Here is a 21,365-nt window from a genome sequence, read left to right as displayed (position 1 = left end):
GAGAAAGGCACGGGCCGCACGGAACCTGGGCAACGCAGAAGAAACGGACCGGCAGCAGAACAGTTCAGGACAGTCAGGACAGTCAGGACAGCAAGCAGAGGCGAACAGGGCAGGCATGCGGGCGAGCCGGAGGCCCGCACGGCACAACGAGCATCGCAGGACGAACACCGCACAACGAACGCCACACAACGAACGCCGCACAACGAGCACCGCACGACGAGCACCACACGACGAGCACCGCACCGCCGACGCCACGCGGCGGGGGAACACCTCGGGGAACACGCGAACGAAGGGGTTGCGCATGGACGATCAGCACAACGGCCGGAGCGGGCAGTCGAAACCGCCGGCCGTACCGGCCCACCCGTCGGCCCTGGACTCCGTCGTGGTGTACGCCGAAGGCGCGGTGTGCCGCCGACGGGCCACCGTCCCGGTCCCGCCCGGGGGACGGTTGCGGCTGACCGGTCTGCCCGCCGCCCTGGACGGCCGCTCGCTGCGCGCCCGGGTGCTCTCCGGACCGGCCGGCGCCGCCGTCACCGAGGCCCGGCTCGAACTGCTCGCCGAACTCCGCGAGCCGGATGAACTCCCGGACCTGAAGCGGGCGCTGGACGAGGCCACCGAGCGCCGCAGCGCGCTCGCCGAGCGCCACCGGCTGGTCCTGGCCTCGATCGCCGAGACCGCCGCACTGCGCGCCGTCCCGCCGCAGCGCCGACGTGACGAGCCGCTGCGCCGCACGCCCGCCGACGCGTGGCTGGAGCTCGCCGACTTCGTCGACGAGCGGCTGGCCCGGCTCCAGGAGCGCGCCGAGCAGCTCACCCGGGAGCTGGAACTCGCCGATCACGAGCTCGACTTGGCTGCCGACCGGCTGGAACGGGCGTCCACCGCCGACCGGGCCGAGCCGATCGGCACCAGCACCACCGTCCTGCTCACTCTCACCGCTCCCGGCACCGCCCCCGGCGCCACCGCGGGCACCGCCGCCCTCACCACCCCCGGCACCACCGAGGACACCGCCCCCGGCGGTGACCACCTCGACCTGGAACTGGAGTACGGCGTCCCCGCCGCCCGCTGGGTGCCCGCCTACCGGTTGTCCTACCGGACCGGCTCCGACACCGCCCACCTGGTCCTGCGCGCCGCCGTCGCCCAGCGCACCGGCGAGGACTGGACGGGCGTGCGCCTCGCCCTGTCCACCGCCGACCTCGACCGCCGCACCGACCTGCCCCGGCTCGCCTCGCTGCGGATCGGACGCAGCCAGCCCGCCCCGCCGCCCTCCGGCTGGCGCGAGCCCCCGGCCGGCCTGACCGACCTCTTCACCGGCTACGACGCGGCCGACGCCGACCGCCCCGCCCCGCACCACCGACCCCACCGCACCGCATCCCGCCCGATCGTCACCCCCGCCCCGACGCCCGTCTCCGCCGCCCCTGCCGCCCGCTCGGCCCGTCTCGGCGGCGCACGTCCGGGCGGTCCCCGGGCCGAGGCCTTCGGGGCCGACGAGCAGATCGCCCCCGCGGCCGGCCCGTACGGCGGCGGCCTGCTGAGCGCCGACGAGCCGATGCCCCCGCCCCCGGGCGGCCCTGGTGGCTTCGCCGGCTACGGCGCCCCGCCGCCGCTCCTGTCCCCGGCCCCGGTCGCGGCCTACGCACCGCCGCCGCAGGCTCCGGGCGGCCTCCCGCCCGGGGAGGCCCGCCGCCGCGTCGGCCACGCCGCCCCTCCGCCGCCTCCGCCCGGCCTCGCCCCGGACGCCACTCTGCTCGACTACCCCGACCTCGTCCTGGCCGGCCCGGAGGAGCCCCCCGCCCGGCGCGGCACCCTGCACGCCCGCCCCGAACGGATCGAGCGCGAGGAGCAGGCCTGGCCCCTGCCCGGCGGCAGCGGTACCACGCAGCTGCGCACCCTCGCCCTGCCCCGGCACGCCGTCCCGCCCCGCGAGTCCGCCGGCTCCTTCGACCACCGCTTCGACGCCGCCGCCCCCGCCGACATCCCGTCCGACGGCACCTGGCACACCGTCACCGTCGGCGAGATCCCCCTCGCCGTCCGACCCGAGTACGTCACCGTCCCCGCCGTCGAGGAGAAGGTGTACGCGACCCTGGTGCTCGCCAACCGCACCGACCAGGCCGTCCTGGCCGGCCCGGCCGAGGTCACCGTGGACGACGAGTTCCTGCTCACCGCCGCGCTGCCCACCCTGGCGCCCGGCGGTACCCGGCGGCTGGGCATCGGCGTCGCCGAGAGCATCGAGGTGGCGCGCCGCACCGAGCTGCACGAGTCCACCACCGGCATGCTGAAGGGCAACAGCACCGTCCTCGACCACCGGGTGCACGTCCGGCTGGCGAACCGGCTCGCACGCGCCGTCACGGTGGAGGTCCGCGAGCGGGTGCCGGTCACCTCCGACGCCGAGATCCGGATCGAGGAGCGGGCCGACTGGCACGCCCCGACCGTCTCCGCACCGGACTGCCCGCCCAGCACCCGGCTCTGGCGCGTCGACCTGCCGCCGGGCGGGCGCACCGAGCTGGACGGCGGCTACCTGATCAAGATCCCGGCCGGAAAGGCCATCGTCGGCGGAAACCGGAGGAACTGAGCGATGACCGTCGAGACCCTTCCCCTCCCCGTCACCGCCGTGACCTGCCTGGAGGACCGCAGCCAGGTAGAGCGCACCACGACGGTCGGGCTCGCCGCAGGCGTGCAGCGGCTGCGCCTCGGCCCGCTCACCGCCCTCGCCGTCGACCGCACCCTGCGCGCCGAATCCGCCACCGACGGCGTCCGGGTGCTGGACGCCCGGCTGGTGCGCGACTGGACCCCGCACGCCCCGCTGCCGCCCGGCCCGGAGGACTCCGAACTGCGCCACCGGCTGCACCGGCTGGACGCCGAGACGCGGCTGGCCGACCAGACCCGGGCCCGGTTGGAGGCCCGCCTGGCACTGCTCGCCCAGCTCTCCGCCGACCTGCTGCGCGAGATCGGCGAAGGCGCCGGCCTCGGCGAGCTCGAACCCAACCGCTGGGCCCGCGAGCTCGGCCGGGTGGACACCGAACGCGAGCGCTACGGCGAGGACCTGCGCGCCACCCACTCCCGGCTGCGCCGCCTGGAGCAGGAACGCTCACAGGCCCTGACCGCTCTGGACCAGGCGGAGGAGGACCCGGCCGAGCTGACCGCCCACCTGGAACTCACCGTCGAGGCGGCGCGGCCCGGCCCCGCCGAACTGACCGTCTCCCACCTGGTGCCCTGTGCGCTGTGGCGGCCCTCCTACCGGGCGACCCTGGCCGGCGCCGACCTGCGCCTGGAGTCGGAGGCGGTGGTCTGGCAGCGCACCGGCGAGGACTGGACGAACGCCCGGCTCACCTTCTCCACCGCTCGCTCCGCCCTCGCCACCGCCCCGCCCGCGGTCGCCGAGGACGTCCTGGTGCTGCGCGAGCGCACCGACGAGGAGCGCCGCACGGTCGAGGTCGAGCTGCGCGAGGAAGCGGTCGCCACCCTGGGCGCGGACTCCCGGGTTCCGGGCGTGGACGACGGCGGCGAGGTCCGGGTGCTGCCCGCCCCCGCTCCCGCGACCGTGCCCTCCGACGGCCGCGCCCACCGGGTGCCGCTGGGCGCCTTCACCGGGCAGGCGAGCAGCGAGTACGCCTGCGCCCCGGAACTGTCCCCGCTGGTCACCCAGGTGGTCCGGTTCCGCAACACGGCCGGGCACCCGCTGCTGTCCGGCCCGGTCGAACTGGTCCGCGGCAGCGGCTTCACCGGCCGCGGCGAGCTCCGCTTCACCGCCGCCGGCGCCGAGGCCGAACTGTCCTTCGGCAGCTCGGACGGCTACCGGGTGGTCCGGGAGACCGAGGAGCGCCAGGCCACCGCCGGCCTCACCGGCCGCCAGACCACCACCTGGACGGTCCGACTGCACCTGTCCCGCTTCTCCGGCCCGGAGGAGCGCGACGAGCGGATCGTCACGGTGCGCGAGCGGGTTCCGGTCAGCGAGGTGTCGGCGGTCGAGGTACGGCTGCGCAAGGAGGAGTGCGCCCCGGCGCCGGATTCCTTCGACACCGAGGGCATCGTCCGCTGGGACGTCCCGCTCGCCCCGGGCGCCCGGCGCACCCTCACCCTGGTGTACGAGGTGTCCGCGTCCGCCAAGGTGGCCGGACTCTGACCGCTGCGGTCGGCACGGCGGACACCGCCGTGCCGATGACGGCCGCTCAGGACCAAACCGGAGACAACGGGTAGAAAAGGAAGCATGATCCTCCACCTTGCTCCCCTGGACGACTGGCTGGCCGACCCCGGCCGCCCGTACGCCACCGCGTCGCTGCTCACCGACGGGTTCATCCACTGCTCGGCGGACGAGCAGACGGCGCTCGCGGTGGCCAACGCCTTCTTCGCCGACACCCCCGAACCGCTGATGGTGCTGCTGATCGAGGAATCGCTGGTGGAGCCGATGGTGAAGTGGGAGGCCCCGAACGGCGCCCCGCCACCAGGGGCCACTCCCGGTGTGCTGTTCCCGCACATCTACGGGCGGCTGAACCGCACCGCCGTGGTCGGCCTGGAGAAGGTCGAGCGCGGCCCGGACGGCCGCTGGGCCGCGCTCAGCCCCTGGAGCTGACGGGGCACGACCGGGGAAAGTTATGACAATTCCCGGGGTTCACGCGAGTCTCGGGGTCACGCCGCTCTGGGGTTCACGCGAATCCTGGGGTTCACGCGGTTCCGAGGAACCGGCAGCTCCCACGCTCCCCGCCGTTGCCGCGGAACACAAGGAACACATGGAGCACGCAGAGCACGCGAAATGTCATAACAATGCGGATGGCCACGACTCCACGGACCGTCGCGCCGTCACGACACCAAGAATTGTCACAACATTCCCTACAGCCACCCCCGCTCCCTGGCCGCCATCCCGGCCTGGAAGCGGGTGGTGGCGCCCAGCGAGCGCATCAGGCTCTGGAGGCGGCGCTGGGTGGTCCGGGCGCTCCAGCCGAGCGAACGGGCGATCGACTCGTCGGTGAGCCCGGCCGCCAGCAGGCCCAGCAGCTTGCGGTGGTCGGCCTCCGGTCCCGACGCACCGTCCTCCGAACCGGCCTCCGCCCGCAACCGCACGGCCCGCTCCCACTCCGCCTCGAACAGCGTGTCCAGCGCCTGGAGCAGCGCCGAGGGGTGGATCACGTACGCGGCGTCCAGCACGCTGTCGCCGACGCTGATCGGGATGATGGCCATCCGGTCGTCCGAGATGATCATCTTCATCGGCAGCGCCGGCCGGACCCGCGCCTCCTCGCCGTCCTCGACCCCGGCCAGGATGTTCTTCTCCAGCCGCCCCGGCCAGGCCACCGCCTCCCGGTCGTAGATCGTCCGGAACTTCACGCCCTCGCGCAGCCGCCGCCGCTGCAGGGGCATCGGCGCCACCGGGTCCTGGATGTACGGCGGACGGTCGAAGCCGCGCACCTGGTACTGGCTGGTCTCGGTGATGTGCTCCAGCCGCTGGGCGATCGCCTCGCCGCCCGTCAGCACCTCCACCGAGTGCGCCGGGTCGGTGTACCGCGAGGCCTCCCGGAAGGCGTCCATCAGCCGGTGCATCTCGGCCCGGGCGTAGCGGAGCTCCGACTCCCGATGCCCGATCAGCGTGCCGATCGCGACGTCCGGCGGGACCGGCAGGTAGCGGTGCCGGTCCACTGGCGCCCGGGTGGCCATGCCCTGCTGTGCCAACCGGTCCAGTGCGCGCACGCTCTGCTGGAACGTCAGCCCGCAGCTCTCCGCCAGCTCCTCCGCCGTGGACTGCGGGTTGGCCACCAGTGCCGCGTAGACCTGCCCGTCCGGCTCCGCCAGTCCCAGCGCGCCGAGGGCCTGTCCGCCGGCCCGTCCCAGTGCTGCATCGGACACGACGCCCTCTCCCCCTGCTCGCCCGTTCCCGTTGGCTCGTTCCCGCCCCGACCCGCGCGCCCCGTGCTGGCGCAGTCCCGCCACACCGCGGCGTGGTGCGCCGGTGGCCATCCTCGGCCACGGATCATGACGCTGACAAGGCCGTGACCAGCGGTTGCGTCCCGGCTCACACCACTCGTCCGAAACGTGGACGTTCGCAGCGCCCGCCCGCACACACCCCACACGTGGACACCCGCACATCGACACCCGCGCGCCCCGGCCCGGCATCCCCCGGGAACGCCGGAGCCCCCGGCCGCAGCACGTGCGGCCGGGGGCTCCGGCAGAGCGGACGGGGACGGCCTACAGGCCGACCTCGCGCATCAGCTGACCGACCTCCGGGTTGGTCAGGCGGCGCAGCCAGCCCGACTTCTGGTCGCCCAGGGCGATCGGGCCGAAGTGGGTGCGCACCAGCTTCTCGACCGGGAAGCCGGCCTCGGCCAGCATCCGGCGGACGATGTGCTTGCGGCCCTCGTGCAGGGTCACCTCGACCAGGTAGTTCTTGCCGACGTTGGAGATCACCTTGAAGCTGTCGGCACGGGCGTAGCCGTCCTCCAGCTCCACGCCCTTGGCGAGCTGCTTGCCCAGGTCGCGCGGGATCGGGCCCTGGATGGCGGCCAGGTAGGTCTTGGTCACGCCGTAGCGCGGGTGGGTGAGGCGGTGGGCCAGCTCGCCGTGGTTGGTGAGCAGGATGATGCCCTCGGTCTCGGTGTCCAGCCGGCCGACGTGGAACAGCCGGGTCTCCCGGTTGGTCACGTAGTCGCCCAGGCACTGGCGGCCGTCCGGGTCCTCCATGGTGGAGACCACGCCGGCCGGCTTGTTCAGCGCGAAGAACAGGTAGGACTGGGTGGCGACGGTCAGGCCGTCCACCTTGATCTCGTCGTTCTGCGGGTCGACCCGCTTGCCCTGCTCGGTGACGCGCTTGCCGTTGACCTCGACCCGGCCCTGCTCGATCAGCTCCTCGCAGGCGCGGCGGCTGCCGACGCCGGCCCGGGCCAGCACCTTCTGCAGGCGCTCGCCCTCGGGCTCGCCGAAGGTCTTGGGCAGCTTGACGGCCGGCTTGTCGTGCCGGGCGAGGACGGCGTCCTCGATCTTGGCCTGCAGCTCGCGCGAGCGCTGCGGCTGGCGGCGCGGGTCGCCCGGGGCGGGCTGGCCCTCACGGCGCGGGCGCGGGGCCGGGCCGGGGCGCCGGCCGGTGTAGCCGCCGCGGGCCGGGGTGGCGTTGGGGCCGCCGCCGTACTCGGGGCGGTCGTACTTGCGCTCCTCGGGCCGCAGCGGGCGGTCCGGGTAGCGGCGGTCGTCACGCCGGTCGTCCCGGCGGCCCTCGCGCCGGTCGTCACGACCGTACGAGCCGCCGCGCGCGCCCGACCCCGAAGCGGAGCCGCCCCGGCCACCGCCGCCGTACGAGCCCGACCCCGAGCCGGAGCCGGAGCCGCCGCGGCCACCGCCGCCGCCGTACGAACCTCCGCGCGCGCCCGAACCCCCGCGCGCGCCCGAGCCGCCGCCGCTGCTGCCGCCGCCGTAGGAGCTGCCGCCCCGGCCCCCGCCCTGCCCGCCGCGACCGCTCCCGCCGCCGCTGCTGTTCCTGCCGTTGCCACTGCTACGCATCAAAGTGTCCGTACGTCGTTCCGTCTGGGATGTGCGGTCGTTTCGGCCGACCTCACCGCCCCCTACCGATCGGGCCCGGCCCGATCGGCCTCGCCACTGCCGTCCGCGGCCTGCGCGGCAGCGGCGGCGACCGCCTCCGCGATCATCGTGCCCTCCAGGGACTCCGCTTCCACGTCGTCGACCTCGGGCAGGAAGGGAGCAAGCTCCGGCAGCTCGTCCAGGCCGCGGAGCCCCATCCGTTCCAGGAAGTAGTTCGTCGTCCGATACAGGATCGCACCTGTTTCGGGCTCGGATCCGGCCTCTTCCACCAGTCCTCGCTGTACCAGGGTACGCATCACGCCGTCACAGTTCACACCGCGGACGGCGGAAACCCGCGATCTGGACACCGGCTGCCGGTAGGCGACCACCGCCAGGGTCTCCAGCGCGGCCTGGCTGAGCCGGGCCTGCTGGCCGTCCAGGAGGAAGCGGTCGACGGCCGCGGAACAGGTGTCCCGGCTGTAGAACCGCCAGCCGCCCGCGACCAGCCGCAGGTCGAAACCGCGGCCCTGGGCCGTGTACTCGACGGACAGCTCCCGCAGCGCGGCCGCCACCTCGGCCCGGGACCGCTCCAGCACCCCTGCCAGCCGCTCCTCCGCCACCGGCTCGTCGACGACCATCAGGACGGCTTCCAGCTCGGCCCTCAGCCCGGCGTCGGCGGCCCCCTCGACACCGGAAGTCGGCTGGGCCGACTTCTGACGCACGAGACGGGCCTCCCCCACCGCCCCACCCCCCGCCGATCCCTCGGGTACTGCGGGCTCCACCGGCCCGGCGCGCTCCCCCGACTCCACCAGCCCGACCGGCGCCGCACGCTCGACCGGCGCCGCAGGCTCGACCGGCTCGACCGGCTCGACACGCTCAGCGCGCTGCACGCGCTCCGCGGGTTCCACCGGCCGGACCGGGTCCACCGGCTCCGGCAGCAGCTCGAAGGCCGGTTCCAGCCACTCCTCGGCCCGCGGCTGCCCGGGCAGCCCCAGCGGGCGCCGCACCGGCCGCCCGCCCTCGTTCCCGCCGCTCATCGGCGCTCGCCCTCCTCGCCCTCGCCGCCCTCGCCGCCCTCGCCGCCCTCGCCCGCCGGCCGGTCGAACTCATCCGTGACCTCGACCGCCACCCGGCCCTCCTCGGCCACCCAGCGCACCACCAGCTCGCCGAGCGCCTCCGGCTGCTCGAAGGCGAGCACCCGCTCCCGGTACAGCTCCAGCAGCGCCAGGAACCGGGCGACCACCACCAGGTCGTCCGGCGCGTCCTCGACCAGCCGCTGGAACGAGGCCTCGCCCAGCTCGGTGAGCAGCCCCACCACCAGGGAGGCCTGCTCGCGCACGCTCACCGGCGGGGTGTGGATGTGGTCCACGTAGACGACCGGCACGGGCCTGGGCGCCATCGCCTTGGCCGCCAGCTCGGCGAGCCGCTGGGGCCCGACGCTGATGACGACCTCCGGCAGCAGTTCCGCGTGCCGGGGCTCCAGGGCGGCGCTCCGGGGCCGGCGCAGCAGCTCGGCCGCCCAGCGTTCGCCGAACAGCGCGGCCGCCCGCTTGTACGCCCGGTACTGGAGCAGCCGTGCGAACAGCAGGTCCCGGGCCTCCAGCAGGGCCAGGTCCGCCTCGTCCTCGACCTCCGCCACGGGCAGCAGCCGGGCCGCCTTGAGGTCGAGCAGGGTGGCGGCCACCACCAGGAACTCGGTCGCCGCGTCCAGGTCCCAGTCCGGGCCCATCGCCCGGATGTACGCCATGAACTCGTCCGTGACGGTGGCCAGCGCCACCTCGGTGACGTCCAGCTTGTGCTTGGCGATCAGGCTGAGCAGCAGGTCGAAGGGGCCCTCGAAGTTGTCCAGCCGTACCCGGAAGCCGCCCCGCGACTCGTTCTCGGCCGCGCTCACGGCAGCAGCGGTAGCGGTCGCGCTCATGGCGGTAGCAGTGACGGTCGCGCTCGCGGCGGTGGCGGCCGGTGGTTCGGAGGTTCCGGAGGCTTCAGCGGCTTCAGCGGCTTCAGCGGTTTCGGCGGTACTGGGCATGACGGTCCATCTTCACCCGGCCCCGCCCCCGGCCCCGCCCCGGGGCCCACCGACACGCCGTTCCACCGGGCCCCGGACCAGCCTCCGCCGGCCTTCCGCCCGGCGCACCCGGGCCCGTACGAGGCCCGTCGGCGCAGCAGCCGACCCGTAGACCGGCCCCGGATCCCCGGGAACGCCCCTCCGGAGCCCGACACGGTCCTCGGACACCGGGACCCCGCCCCGGCCCCACCCCGCGCCCCTCGGCGCCTTCCCGACGTTCCGCGCCCCCTCCGACGCCCGCGCGCCTGCGGTGCCACGCCACCCGCCCGGCGGCCTCCCCACGCCGGGCCCGCGGCCCCTCGACACCCGGCGGTACGAACCGCCCCCACGAAGCCGGCGGTACGGACCGCCCCCCTCGACGCCCGGCGCCAACGGCCGGCCGCCCTTCCGCGCCGCCTACCGGCCGCGCAGGCGCCGAACCAGGATCGAGGCCTCGCCGCGCTGCTCCAGGTCCGCCAGGACGACCGCGATGGCCTCCCGGACGATCCGCCCGCGGTCCACGGCCAGGCCGTGCTCGCCGCGCAGCACCAGCCGGGTGTGCTCCAGGTCCATGAGCTCCTCGGCGGACACGTACACCGTGATCTTCTCGTCGTGCCGCTCGCGCCCGGTGGGCCGGCGCGGCGCGCGGCCGCGCGGCCGGGCGCGTCCGGCGGCACCGGGCTGCTCCTCGGCGGCGCCCTGGTGCGTCCGGGCCGCCGGGGCGGAACCGGCTCCGCGGCCGCCCTGGACGGTCTTCCCGGCCCCGGCGGCGCCTGCGGCCACGGGCCCGACGGTCGCGCCGGAGCGCTGGACGGGCGGCTGCGCGGGCGCCGGCACCGAGGCGGGCGCCTGCTGCCCCGGCGTCACCTGCCGGTCGTCCTGGACGCCCTGGGCGGATTCGGTGCCCTCGGCGCCGTCCGGCTGGCCGTTGACGGTCCGCGCGGTCTCCGGTCTGGCTGCCTCGGCGGCCGGACGCGGCGCGAGGGAGGGCGACAGCGCCATCCCTCCCGTGGTCCGGAACAGCTCGTCGGCACCCGGGAGACTCACTCGGCGGGGCGGCACCGGTCGAGCACCTCCCTGGCGAGCTGGCGGTAGGCGGCGGCACCGACCGAGTTGGTCGCGTACGTCGTGATGGGCTCGCCGGCGACGGTGGTCTCCGGGAAGCGCACGGTCCGCCCGATGACGGTGTGGAAGACGTGCTCGCCGAACGCCTCGACGACGCGCGCCAGCACCTCGCGGCTGTGCACGGTGCGCGAGTCGTACATGGTGGCCAGGATGCCGTCCAGGCGCAGCTCGGGGTTGAGCCGCTCGCACACCTTCTCGATGGTCTCGGTCAGCAGCGCGACACCGCGCAGCGCGAAGAACTCGCACTCCAGCGGGACGATCACGCTGTGAGCGGCCGTCAACGCATTGACCGTCAGCAGGCCCAGCGAGGGCTGGCAGTCGATGATGACGTAGTCGTAGTCGGGCAGCAGCGGCTTCAGGGCGCGCGCCAGCGCGGACTCCCGGGCCACCTCGCTGACCAGCTGGACCTCGGCGGCGGAGAGGTCGATGTTGGAGGGCAGCAGGTCCATTCCCGGGACCGCCGTCTTCAGCAGCACTTCATCGGCCGTCAGGCCCCGCTCCATGAGCAGGTTGTAGACGGTGACGTCGAGCTCCATCGGGTTGACGCCGAGGCCGACCGAGAGCGCGCCCTGCGGGTCGAAGTCGACGAGCAGCACCCGGCGGCCGTACTCGGCCAGCGCCGCGCCCAGGTTGATGGTCGACGTGGTCTTGCCGACGCCGCCCTTCTGGTTGCACATGGCGATGATCTGGGCGGGGCCGTGCTCGGCGACCGGCGCGGGGATCGGGAAGTACGGCAGCGGACGGCCGGTGGGGCCGACCCGCTCGCGGCGCTGCCGCGCGGCGTCGGGGGCCAGCGTGGCGGCGTACTCCGGGTCCGGCTCGTACTCGGCGTCGGGGTCGTCGTAGGCGCCGTAGGCGAACTCGCCGTAGGCCAGGCCGTAGGCCGCCAAGTCGGCGTCGTGATCGGTCACCGTGGTCACCTGTGCTGTGTTCTGGCGTGCTTCGAAAGTACGGAGTGCGACCGAGCCGACCTCGGCCGAGCCCACGGAGGGCTGCCGGGCCCCGGACTCCTCACTCGGCTGGCCGGCGGTGAGCTCCGCCAGTCCTGGCTGACCACCCCCGGGAGCAATTGTCGACTCATTCACAAGTCGTCTTACCTCCTTGGGTCATCCAGGACTCTATGTCGATTCGTCAGCGTGGCAGCATGCCGACGGTTTGCGACTCTAGGCCGTTCAAGGCGTTCGCAGCAACACAATCCACGGTAGTGGGCAGGATGTGTCGAGTATCGAGCGGGCTGCTGTCAAGGGATGAGAGGGTCACCGGCCCCAACGTTTCTGCGGGCGGGTGACGTGACCGACAGATATTGACGACAGAGCGACCTGCCCGGTCCACCCGCTGATCACGGGCACGGCGAAGCCCCCGGCCCGAAGGGATCGGGTCGGGGGCGAACGACCGCCGGGCGGTCAGGGGGTTCAGGCGAGCACGCTCTCCAGGGAGACCGACTCCAGGCCGAAGGCCTCGGCCACGGCCGGGAAGGTGATCTGGCCCTCGTGCACGTTCAGGCCCTTGGCGAGCGCCTCGTCGCGGCGCAGCGCCTCCTTCCACCCGCGGTTGGCCAGCTCCAGCACGTACGGCATGGTGGCGTTGGTCAGCGCGTAGGTGGAGGTGTTCGGGACGGCGCCCGGCATGTTGGCCACGCAGTAGAAGACCGAGTTGTGGACCGTGAAGGTCGGGTCGTCGTGCGTGGTGGCGTGCGAGTCCTCGAAGCAGCCGCCCTGGTCGATGGCGATGTCGACGAGCACGGAGCCCGGCTTCATGCGGGAGACCAGCTCGTTGGTGACCAGCTTCGGGGCCTTGGCGCCCGGGATCAGCACGGCACCGACGACCAGGTCGGCCTCCACGACGGCCTTCTCCAGCTCGAAGGCGTTCGACACGATGGTCTTGACCTTGGTGCCGAAGATGCGGTCGGCCTCGCGCAGCTTGTTGATGTCGCGGTCCAGCAGGGTCACCTCGTAACCCATGCCGACGGCGATGGTGGCCGCGTGCCAGCCCGAGACGCCACCGCCGATGACGACGGCCTTGGCCGGGTGGGTGCCGGGCACGCCGCCCGGCAGGGTGCCGCGGCCGCCGGCCGGGCGCATCAGGTGGTACGAGCCGACCTGCGGGGCCAGGCGGCCCGCGACCTCGGACATCGGGGCGAGCAGCGGCAGCGCGCCGTTCGACAGCTGCACGGTCTCGTACGCGATGGCGGTGGTGCCCGAGGCGACCAGCGCGTCGGTGCCGGCCCGGTCGGCCGCCAGGTGGAGGTACGTGAAGAGGGTCTGACCCTTGCGCAGCCGGTGGTACTCGGAGGCGATGGGCTCCTTGACCTTCAGCAGCAGGTCGGCGGTGGCCCACACCTCGTCGGCGGTGGGGAGGATGGTGGCGCCGGCGGCCACGTACTCCTCGTTCGGGATCGAGGAGCCGACACCGGCGTTGTCCTCGATGTAGACCTCGTGTCCGTTACGGACCAGCTCATGCACGCCGGCGGGCGTGATGGCCACGCGGTACTCGTGGTTCTTGACCTCGCGGGGGATGCCGACCTTCACGGGTGAACACGTCCTCTTGCCATGGGGGTCCCGACCGGAGAAGACCGGTGGGCGACGCGCACGTGGGGAAGCCTCCGGGGCAGCCCGGGGCGGGATCGCTGCGCGACTGAGTCCGAGTGTAATGAAGCCCAGTCGGCGTGTCAGCCTTCCAAAGTGAATAATTTTCCCGCACACATTGGCAGGTTCGTAGGCTTCCCCTGCGACTTACCCGCCAAAGACGTCCCAACCGGGCATCTTCGACAATACCTCCGAAATGCCTATCACCACCCGGCATCCACGCGTTCCCGCAGGTCCGCGAGGGCCCCGCCGACGGCCTCCCGGCCCCGCTCGTCGCCCAGCCGGCGCAGCACCGCGAGCGCGGCCCGGTACTCCCGGTCGGCCTCGTCGAAACGGCGCTGAGCGGTGTGCGCCTCGGCCACCCGGGCCAGCAGCCGGGCCTCGGCCGCGTGGTCCCCGAGGGCCTGCCGCAGCCCGAGCGCCCGCCCGTACCAGTCGGCGGCCCGCACCGCGTCGCCGAGCGCCCGGTGACAGTTGGCGGCGCTCTCCAGGGCCCGGGCGCAGAGCGGTTCGTCGTCGGCCCTGCGGGCGTGCTCCAGGGCGGCCCGGTAGTGGACGGCGGCCGGCTCCCAGCGGCCCGCCGAGGCCTGGAGGTCGCCCAGGTTGAGCAGCGCGGCCGAGGCCCGGCGGGGCCGGCCGGCGCGCTCGGCGACGGTCAGCACCAGCTCGTGCAGCCGGTAGAGGTCGGTGGGGGCGGCGGCTCCGGTCAGCGGCAGCGTCCGCAGCAGCGCGGTGACCAGCCGCCCGGCCGAACCGTCCAGGTCGCCCTGGCCGATCGCGTCGGCCACCGCGCCGAGCAGCAGCTCCCGCTCGCCGAGCAGCCACTCGCGGGCGTGCGCGGCCGACCGCAGCCGCAGCGGGGCGGGCAGCGGCTCCGGGACGGGGCCGACCGCCGGGTCGAGCAGCGCGCGGGCCGACTCGGTGAGCCGGACCATCCGCTCCAGCAGCCGGGCCCGGGCGAGCTCGGTCTCGGTGGGCCGGTCCTCCTGCTCGCGCAGCCGGACCAGCCGGGGGTACAGCCGCCCGGGCACCCGGTAGCGCGCGGTGCCGTCGGCGGCCGGCGCCTCCTCGCCGAGCAGCTCCCGCTCGGCGAGCGCGGCCAGCGTCACGGCCGCGTCCGGTACCGGGCAACCGACCAGCGCGGAGGCGGTGCGCGGGTCGGCGGTCTGCGCCGGGGCCAGGGTGAGGGTGCGCAGCATCCGCGCCTGGGCGGCCGGCAGCCCGCGGTACAGCAGGGTGAACGCGCCGAGCAGCGGGTCGTTGTCGGGGACGGGCACCGGCTCGGCCGGCTCCGGGCCGGGCTTCACCCAGGCCGCCGGATCACCGGCCGACTCCGTCACCGCGGCAGCGGAAGCGGCACCGGTACCGCGAGAGACAGCCGCACCGGCACCGGGAGCGGACTCACCGGCCCGGCCCTGCGCCGCCGGGCCCTGCGCCGCCGCCGTCCCCGTCCCCGGGACCGGCTTCCCCGGGACGGGCTTGCCGGCCCCCTGCTTGCCCGACGGACCCGACGCCGCCCCGACCGCCCCTGTGGCCCCCATCACCCCTGTGGCACCAGCAGCCCCGGCGGCCCCGGCCGGAGCAGCCCCGGAGGGCCTCGCCGCCCGCTCCCGCTCCCCTTCCCTCTTCCCCGGTGCCGTGCCCGGCCCCTTCTGCTTCTCCCTCTCCTTCTCCTTCTGCCTGCCCTTCTCCTCGACCCCGGCGCCCCCGGCAGGGTCCACCGAAGCCGCCGTGACCGTCGTCTCCTCCCCCACCACCCGGTTGAGCTCGCGCGCCGCCTCGGTGACCGCGATCTTCGGGTTCCCGCGCAGCCACCCCGCCATCAGCCGCAGCGCGGCCGGCCGGGCGGCACAGGCCTCGGCCAGGTCGGCACCGCCGACCGGGTCGCAGGAGATCCGGGTGCCGCCGACCAGGTCGGCCAGCAGCTCGCCGGAGGCCTGCCGGTCCAGCCCGCCGAGGATCACCGGGTCGATGTCCTCGATCCCGGTGAGCGGTCCGGCCGTGGTGGCGAGCACCAGGCAGCCGGGCTCGTCGGTCAGCAGCGGCCACACCTGCCCGGCGTCCCGGACGTCGTCCAGCACGAGCAGCACCCGCAGCCCGGCGAGCGCCTCGCGCAGCGCCGCACAGCCCGGCTCGTCCCGCCCGTCCTCGCCGGCGCCGGGCAGCGGCACGACGGCCTGCGGGTCGAGCTGTTCCAGCAGCAGCCGGGCGGCCCGGGCCGGCGGCACCCGGCCGCCGTCCGGGGCGGACAGCCGTACGAACAGCACGCCGTCCGGGTAGTCGGCGGCGACGGTACGGGCGAAGCGGGCCGCCAGCACGGTCCGGCCGGAGCCGGGACGCCCGGCCAGCACCAGCACCGGGCAGCGTCCGCTCGCCGGGCGGGCGGCGGCCGCCCGCAGCGCGGCCAGCTCGGCGCGCCGCCCGACGAACAGCGCGGGCCCGGCCGGCAGCCGCTCAAGGCCCGGGACGGCCCCGGCGGGCGCGCCGGGGCCGGGGTCCATCGTCGCCGTCTTCCTCGCCACCCGTGCCACTCCCGACGTCATCGCGCGCTCGGCATCCGACGCTCGGCATCCGGTGCCCAGCCTCCGGAGCTCAGCGGAGGCGGCCCGGGACGGGCGCCCTGTCTGCGAAGCGTAGTTCGACCGTCCGGCTCAGCCGAGGTGACATCCGGTCGTACGAATCGGCAAATCACCCCAACGACTCAACGCACGGCGCCCGGCCGTCCCCCGACCGGCCCTCTCGTCCCCCGTCTGCACCCCGGACCCGGACCGACCACCCCGGACCGACCACCCCGCCCCGCCCCGGAGCCCAACCGGCCGCCCCGGAACCCGCCGGGACCGGCTCAGGCCTCGAAGGGACGGGCCGGCCAGGGCGAGTCCGCCGGGCGCAGCGCGTCCAGCCCGTCCGGGCCGGTGAGCGCGGCGTGCACCGCGAGGGTGCCGGTGACCAGGGTCGGGTTGTGCAGCTTCCCGGCCTGGATCAGCCGGATCAGTTCCGGCACCGGCACCCAGGCGACCTCGATCTCCTGCTCCTCGCCCTCGGCCGCGTAGCGCTCGCCCTCGGCCGGCGCCAGGTCGGTGGCCAGGAACATCCGCAGCGCCTCGTCGGTGCCGCCCGGGGAGGTGTAGTAGTCGGCGAGGATCCGCCAGGTGCCGGCCTTGCAGTACGCCTCCTCGTACAGCTCGCGCTGCGCGGCGCGCCACGGGTTCTCGCCGGGCACGTCGAGCAGGCCGGCCGGCAGCTCCCACAGCCGCTGGCGCACCGGGTGGCGGTACTGGCGCAGCACCAGCACCCGCTGCTCGTCGTCCAGGGCGAGCACCGAGACCGAGCCGGGGTGGGTCTGGTAGTCGCGGCGCGCCCAGCTGCCGTCGGGCATCCGGACCTCCTCGCTGCGCACCCCGGTGACCTTGCCCCGGAACGGCGTTCCGCTCTCCCGGACCTCCCACTCCTCGGCCACGTCGAAGATCCCCTGGCGGCCCTGCTCGTCCATCGCTCTCCCCTTTTCGTCAGTACGACACAATCTAACGCCGAACGGCGGCCCCGCGGGAATCGCGGGGCCGCCGTCCGGTGAACGAGCGCTGTCGACGACCGCGGCCGACGACAGCCGACCGCAACGACCGGGGACTACTCGGAGGCCGCGGTCTTGATCTCGATGGCCGCCTTGACCAGGCCCGCGAACAGCGGGTGCGGGCGGGTCGGGCGGGACTTCAGCTCCGGGTGGGCCTGGGTGGCCACCAGGTAGGGGTGCACCTCACGCGGGTACTCGACGTACTCGACCAGGTCGCCCTTGGGCGAGAGGCCGGAGAACACCAGGCCGGTCTTCTCCAGGTCCGCGCGGTAGGAGTTGTTGACCTCGTAGCGGTGGCGGTGGCGCTCCTCGACGTACTGCTCGCCGTCGTAGACCTCGCGGACGATCGAGCCCTCGGCGAGCTTGGCCGGGTACAGGCCCAGGCGCATGGTGCCGCCCAGGTCGCCCTTGCCGTCGACGATGGCCAGCTGCTCGGCCATCGTGGAGATGACCGGGTGCTTGGCGGCGGCGTCGAACTCGGTGGAGTTGGCCTCCGGCAGGCCGGCCAGGTTGCGGGCCGCCTCGATGACCACGCACTGCAGGCCCAGGCACAGGCCCAGCAGCGGGACCTTGTTCTCGCGGGCGAAGGTGATCGCGCCGACCTTGCCGTTGACGCCGCGGTCGCCGAAGCCGCCGGGGATGCAGATCGCGTCGACGTCGCCGAGCTGCGCCCGGGCGCCCTCGGGGGTCTCGCAGTCGTCCGAGGTGACCCACTTGATCTCGACCCGGGCGTTGTTGGCGAAACCGCCGGCGCGCAGCGCCTCGGTCACCGACAGGTACGCGTCCGGCAGGTCGATGTACTTGCCGACCAGGGCGACCTTGACGATGTGCTGCGGCTCGTGGACGCGGCGCAGCAGGTCGTCCCAGGTGGTCCAGTCCACGTCGCGGAACGGCAGGTCCAGGCGGCGCACCACGTAGGCGTCCAGGCCCTCGCCGTGCAGCACCTTGGGGATGTCGTAGATCGACTTGGCGTCGATGGCCGCGACCACGGCCTCCTCGTCCACGTCGCACATCAGCGAGATCTTGCGCTTGATCGCCTGCGGGACCTCGCGGTCGGCGCGCAGCACGATCGCGTCGGGCTGGATGCCGATGTTGCGCAGCGCGGCGACGGAGTGCTGGGTGGGCTTGGTCTTCAGCTCGCCCGAGGGGCCGATGTACGGCAGCAGGGAGACGTGCACGAAGAACACGTTGTCCCGGCCGACCTCGTGGCGGACCTGGCGGACGGCCTCCAGGAACGGCAGCGACTCGATGTCGCCGACGGTGCCGCCGACCTCGGTGATCACCACGTCGACGTCCTCGGTCGCCATCCGGCGGATCCGGGACTTGATCTCGTTGGTGATGTGCGGGATGACCTGGACGGTGTCGCCCAGGTACTCGCCGCGGCGCTCCTTGGCGATGACGGTCGAGTACACCTGGCCGGTGGTGACGTTCGCCGAGCCGTGCAGGTTGGTGTCCAGGAACCGCTCGTAGTGGCCGATGTCCAGGTCGGTCTCGGCGCCGTCGTCGGTGACGAACACCTCACCGTGCTGGAACGGGTTCATCGTGCCCGGGTCCACGTTGAGGTACGGGTCGAGCTTCTGCATCGTCACGCGCAGGCCGCGGGCCTTGAGCAACGCGCCGAGGCTGGAGGCGGTGAGCCCCTTTCCGAGAGAAGAGGCGACACCCCCGGTGACGAAGAGGTGCTTGGTCGTCACGGCGCGGCCGTTCGCTGCCTTGCCGGAATGGGGCTGTGCCAAGAGGGGGCTCCCGTGGGTCGCGTGTCGAAGCAGACGTGGGCGGGAGGCTCGGGGTTCGCCGGGCGACGGAGGCCGGCTCGGTGCGCGGCGCTCGTTGGGTCGTCGGTTCGGCTGGTCCGGGGCGTTTGATCCCGCCGGTCCACGGGATACCAGGGTATCAGCGACCGGACCCGGACGCCGTTCCGGGCCGCGCGCGCCGCATCGGGGGCGCGCGCGGGGCGCACCACCAGCGCATCACGCGCCACATATTTCACACCGGTCGCACAACCCGCCGGACCGGGCCAGAGCGCGGTATCCGTCCGGACCATCACGGCTCATCCGGCCGGACCAGCCGGAGGTGATCCTTCCGGACCATCCTGCGCCGCGCCCTCGCGATGCACGGCATTTCCGCCGAATTGCGGCGCCACACCGGGCTGCGCCCGCGTGCTTCGCCCCTTTCGTCCGTCGTAAGCTGCTCGGACGCATCGCCGACAGCACGAGCACGCGGAGGGCGTGGGAGGGTCAGGACACTCCCGGTCCCCGATGCGCGACCGGACCTCCCCGTATTCCAGCCCATCCCCACCCACTCCAGGGGCTCGACCGAGCCCCGCGGACACTCCAGCAAGGCCTGCCACCACCCCCGGCAGGCCGGACGTCCCGGGGTGGACCTCCGGCCCCGCAGACCGCTCGCTCCCTCCGCTCGCCGATGCCCTGACCACATTGCGAACTGGAGATCCACGTGGCCGGCCGTATCGAGGACTACGCACTCATCGGGGACATGCAGACCGCTGCCCTGGTCAGCAGGGACGGGGCGGTGGACTGGCTCTGCCTTCCCCGCTTCGACTCGCCGGCCGTGTTCGCCGGCCTGCTCGGCACCGATGAACACGGCTTCTGGCGGATCGGCCCGGCCGAGGCCGTCCTGACCGAGGTCCCCGTGCCGGCCGCCGCCACGCCCCCCGCCGACGCGGGCCGGGCCCGCATCGCCGACACCGCCGACCTACGGGTGCCCCCGCCCACCGCCGCCGCCCCCGCCGTGCCCGCCGACCGCCGCCGCTACCGGGGCGACTCGCTGGTCCTGGAGCAGGAGTGGGACACCGACGGCGGCACCGTCCGGGTGATCGACTTCATGCCGCCGCGCCCGCTGGCCGGCAAGGACGCCGTCCCCCAGGTGATCCGGATCGTCGAGGGCGTCACGGGCACCGTGCGGATGCGCTCGGCCGTGCGGATGCGTTTCTCCTACGGCCGCATCGTGCCCTGGGTGCACCGCGTCGAACAGGCCGACGGCGGCCACCGCACCGTCGCCGTCGCCGGCCCCGACTCGGTCTGGCTGGACGGCGAGGCCGAGACCTACGGCCGCGACCTCACCACCTACGCCGACTTCACCGTCACCGCCGGCGAGCGGATCGCCTTCGCCCTCACCTGGCAGGCCTCCCACCTCGACCCGCCCAGGCCCCCGGACGCCGAGGGGATGCTCGACGCCACCGCCGACTTCTGGCACGAGTGGGCCGACCAGTGCACCTACCAGGGCCCCTACCGCGAGGCCGTGATCCGCTCCCTGATCACCCTCAAGGGCCTCACCTACGCCCCCACCGGCGGCATCGTCGCCGCCCCCACCACCTCCCTGCCCGAGGACATCGGCGGCGAACGCAACTGGGACTACCGCTACACCTGGCTGCGCGACGCCGCCATCACCCTCTCCTCCCTGCTGCGCACCGGCTACCGCGAGGAGGCCCGCGCCTGGCGCGAGTGGCTGCTGCGCGCGGTGGCCGGCGACCCGGAGAACCTCCAGATCATGTACGGCATCGCCGGCGAGCGCGAGCTCACCGAGTCCTCGCTGGACTGGCTGCCCGGCTACGAGGGCTCCCAGCCCGTCCGGGTCGGCAACGGCGCCGCCGGACAGCTCCAGCTCGACGTCTACGGCGAGGTCGTCGAGGCCCTGCACCTGGCCCACATGACCGGCCTGGTCCGCAACGACCACGCCCACCACCTCCAGCTGCGCCTGATCGACTACCTGGAGGAGCACTGGCAGGAGCCGGACGAGGGCATCTGGGAGGTCCGCGGCCCGCGCCGGCACTTCGTCCACTCCAAGGTGATGGCCTGGGTCGCCGTCGACCGCACCATCAAACTCCTGGAGCAGACCCCCGACGACGAGCCCACCACCGGCCACCTGGAGCGCTGGCGCGCGCTGCGCACCCGAATCCACGCGGACGTCTGTGAGAAGGGCTACGACCCGGAGCGCAACACCTTCACCCAGTACTACGGCGGCAAGGAGCTGGACGCCTCGCTGCTGCTGATCCCCCAGGTCGGCTTCCTGCCCCCGGACGACAAGCGCGTCATCGGCACCATCGAGGCGATCCAGCGCGAACTGTCCACCGAGGACGGCTTCGTCCTGCGCTACCCCACCCACGACGAGAGCGGCAACAACGTCGACGGCCTCTCCGGCCACGAGGGCGCCTTCCTGGCCTGCTCGTTCTGGCTGGCCGACGACCTCGCCATGATCGGCCGGGTGCAGGAGGCCCGCGAACTGTTCGACCGGCTGCTGGCGCTGCGCAATGACCTGGGCCTGCTCGCCGAGGAGTGGGACCCGCGGCTCAAGCGCCAGGTCGGCAACTTCCCCCAGGCCTTCAGCCACGTCCCGCTGATCGACACCGCCCTGCGGCTGACGGCCTGCGGCGCCGCGTACCTGTCCGCCCAGCCGGACGGCCCGGCCGCCGACCGGGTCGAGCGGGCCACCGTCTAGTGAGCTGGTCCGGAGATTCTTGAGCAGTAGCGGCAGATTCGGTCGATGATCTGGTCGGCGGTCTTGGTCCACTTGAATGGGTGGGCGCTGT

The 21,365-nt window shown here is 74.1% G+C and carries 14 protein-coding genes; 4 read left to right on the top strand and 10 right to left on the bottom strand.

All coding sequences use genetic code 11. From position 1 onward, the window contains the following. Positions 1–301: 301 nt before the first annotated feature. The 3 genes from ACZ6EM_RS38445 to ACZ6EM_RS38435 all read left to right on the top strand — a co-directional run bounded on the left by ACZ6EM_RS38445 (position 302) and on the right by ACZ6EM_RS38435 (position 4,567). The gene (locus ACZ6EM_RS38445; protein ID WP_465774491.1) at positions 302–2,569 is read left to right on the top strand and encodes a DUF4139 domain-containing protein; all 2,268 of its coding nucleotides are present in this window, start codon (positions 302–304) and stop codon (positions 2,567–2,569) included. 3 nt (positions 2,570–2,572) lie between these two features. Then, the gene (locus tag ACZ6EM_RS38440; RefSeq protein WP_465774490.1) at positions 2,573–4,120 is read left to right on the top strand and encodes a mucoidy inhibitor MuiA family protein; all 1,548 of its coding nucleotides are present in this window, start codon (positions 2,573–2,575) and stop codon (positions 4,118–4,120) included. A gap of 84 nt (positions 4,121–4,204) precedes the next feature. Continuing rightward, positions 4,205–4,567 (top strand): DUF952 domain-containing protein, encoded by a 363-nt coding sequence (locus ACZ6EM_RS38435; protein ID WP_359899209.1) that lies wholly within the window; start codon positions 4,205–4,207, stop codon positions 4,565–4,567. Positions 4,568–4,824: 257 nt separating this feature from the next. On the opposite strand, the gene ACZ6EM_RS38430 is transcribed toward ACZ6EM_RS38435, so the two are convergent. From ACZ6EM_RS38430 to ACZ6EM_RS38385, 10 genes are all read right to left on the bottom strand, one after another. Beyond that, positions 4,825–5,832, bottom strand: a complete 1,008-nt coding sequence (locus tag ACZ6EM_RS38430) for a helix-turn-helix domain-containing protein (RefSeq protein WP_401048054.1) — start codon at positions 5,830–5,832, stop codon at positions 4,825–4,827. 339 nt (positions 5,833–6,171) lie between these two features. After that, the gene (locus ACZ6EM_RS38425; RefSeq protein WP_452179666.1) at positions 6,172–7,476 is read right to left on the bottom strand and encodes a pseudouridine synthase; all 1,305 of its coding nucleotides are present in this window, start codon (positions 7,474–7,476) and stop codon (positions 6,172–6,174) included. A gap of 62 nt (positions 7,477–7,538) precedes the next feature. Continuing rightward, positions 7,539–8,132 (bottom strand): SMC-Scp complex subunit ScpB, encoded by a 594-nt coding sequence (scpB, locus tag ACZ6EM_RS38420; protein WP_380633423.1) that lies wholly within the window; start codon positions 8,130–8,132, stop codon positions 7,539–7,541. A gap of 395 nt (positions 8,133–8,527) precedes the next feature. Beyond that, positions 8,528–9,415, bottom strand: coding sequence for a segregation and condensation protein A (locus tag ACZ6EM_RS38415; RefSeq protein ID WP_465774489.1), 888 nt, complete (start codon positions 9,413–9,415; stop codon positions 8,528–8,530). Between the two features lie 543 nt (positions 9,416–9,958). Further along, entirely contained in the window at positions 9,959–10,543 is a 585-nt protein-coding gene (locus ACZ6EM_RS38410) for a hypothetical protein (protein WP_401053129.1), read from the bottom strand. 41 nt (positions 10,544–10,584) lie between these two features. Beyond that, entirely contained in the window at positions 10,585–11,652 is a 1,068-nt protein-coding gene (locus ACZ6EM_RS38405; RefSeq protein ID WP_030245868.1) for a ParA family protein, read from the bottom strand. A gap of 426 nt (positions 11,653–12,078) precedes the next feature. After that, entirely contained in the window at positions 12,079–13,194 is a 1,116-nt protein-coding gene (ald, locus tag ACZ6EM_RS38400) for an alanine dehydrogenase (RefSeq protein ID WP_359899199.1), read from the bottom strand. 260 nt (positions 13,195–13,454) lie between these two features. Further along, positions 13,455–15,773 carry an AAA family ATPase gene (locus ACZ6EM_RS38395; protein WP_465774488.1) on the bottom strand — a complete coding sequence of 773 codons (2,319 nt, stop codon included), beginning with the start codon at positions 15,771–15,773 and terminating at the stop codon, positions 13,455–13,457. A gap of 320 nt (positions 15,774–16,093) precedes the next feature. Continuing rightward, the gene (locus tag ACZ6EM_RS38390; protein ID WP_380546813.1) at positions 16,094–16,741 is read right to left on the bottom strand and encodes an NUDIX domain-containing protein; all 648 of its coding nucleotides are present in this window, start codon (positions 16,739–16,741) and stop codon (positions 16,094–16,096) included. Between the two features lie 134 nt (positions 16,742–16,875). Beyond that, on the bottom strand, positions 16,876–18,555 hold the full coding sequence (locus ACZ6EM_RS38385; protein ID WP_359899194.1) for a CTP synthase: 1,680 nt from the start codon (positions 18,553–18,555) through the stop codon (positions 16,876–16,878). A gap of 718 nt (positions 18,556–19,273) precedes the next feature. On the opposite strand from ACZ6EM_RS38385, the gene ACZ6EM_RS38380 reads away from it, so the two are divergent. Further along, a complete protein-coding gene (locus tag ACZ6EM_RS38380; protein ID WP_452180574.1) occupies positions 19,274–21,274 on the top strand; it encodes a glycoside hydrolase family 15 protein in 2,001 nt (666 codons plus the stop codon). Positions 21,275–21,365 lie beyond the last annotated feature (91 nt).

The sequence above is a fragment of the Kitasatospora sp. NPDC041917 genome (genome assembly GCF_055589745.1).
The sequence above is the reverse complement of the archived record's forward strand: the minus strand, read 5'-3'. Positions and strand labels throughout refer to the sequence as shown.

What these genes read in the sequence shown, in the direction of transcription:
- ACZ6EM_RS38445 (WP_465774491.1), top strand. Translation starts at nt 302, where the DNA reads ATGGACGATCAGCACAACGGCCGGAGCGGGCAGTCGAAACCGCCGGCC.
- ACZ6EM_RS38440 (WP_465774490.1), top strand. Translation starts at nt 2,573, where the DNA reads ATGACCGTCGAGACCCTTCCCCTCCCCGTCACCGCCGTGACCTGCCTG.
- ACZ6EM_RS38435 (WP_359899209.1), top strand. Translation starts at nt 4,205, where the DNA reads ATGATCCTCCACCTTGCTCCCCTGGACGACTGGCTGGCCGACCCCGGC.
- ACZ6EM_RS38425 (WP_452179666.1), bottom strand. Translation starts at nt 7,476, where the DNA reads ATGCGTAGCAGTGGCAACGGCAGGAACAGCAGCGGCGGCGGGAGCGGT.
- scpB (WP_380633423.1), bottom strand. Translation starts at nt 8,132, where the DNA reads ATGGTCGTCGACGAGCCGGTGGCGGAGGAGCGGCTGGCAGGGGTGCTG.
- ACZ6EM_RS38415 (WP_465774489.1), bottom strand. Translation starts at nt 9,415, where the DNA reads ATGAGCGCGACCGCTACCGCTGCTGCCGTGAGCGCGGCCGAGAACGAG.
- ACZ6EM_RS38410 (WP_401053129.1), bottom strand. Translation starts at nt 10,543, where the DNA reads ATGGCGCTGTCGCCCTCCCTCGCGCCGCGTCCGGCCGCCGAGGCAGCC.
- ACZ6EM_RS38390 (WP_380546813.1), bottom strand. Translation starts at nt 16,741, where the DNA reads ATGGACGAGCAGGGCCGCCAGGGGATCTTCGACGTGGCCGAGGAGTGG.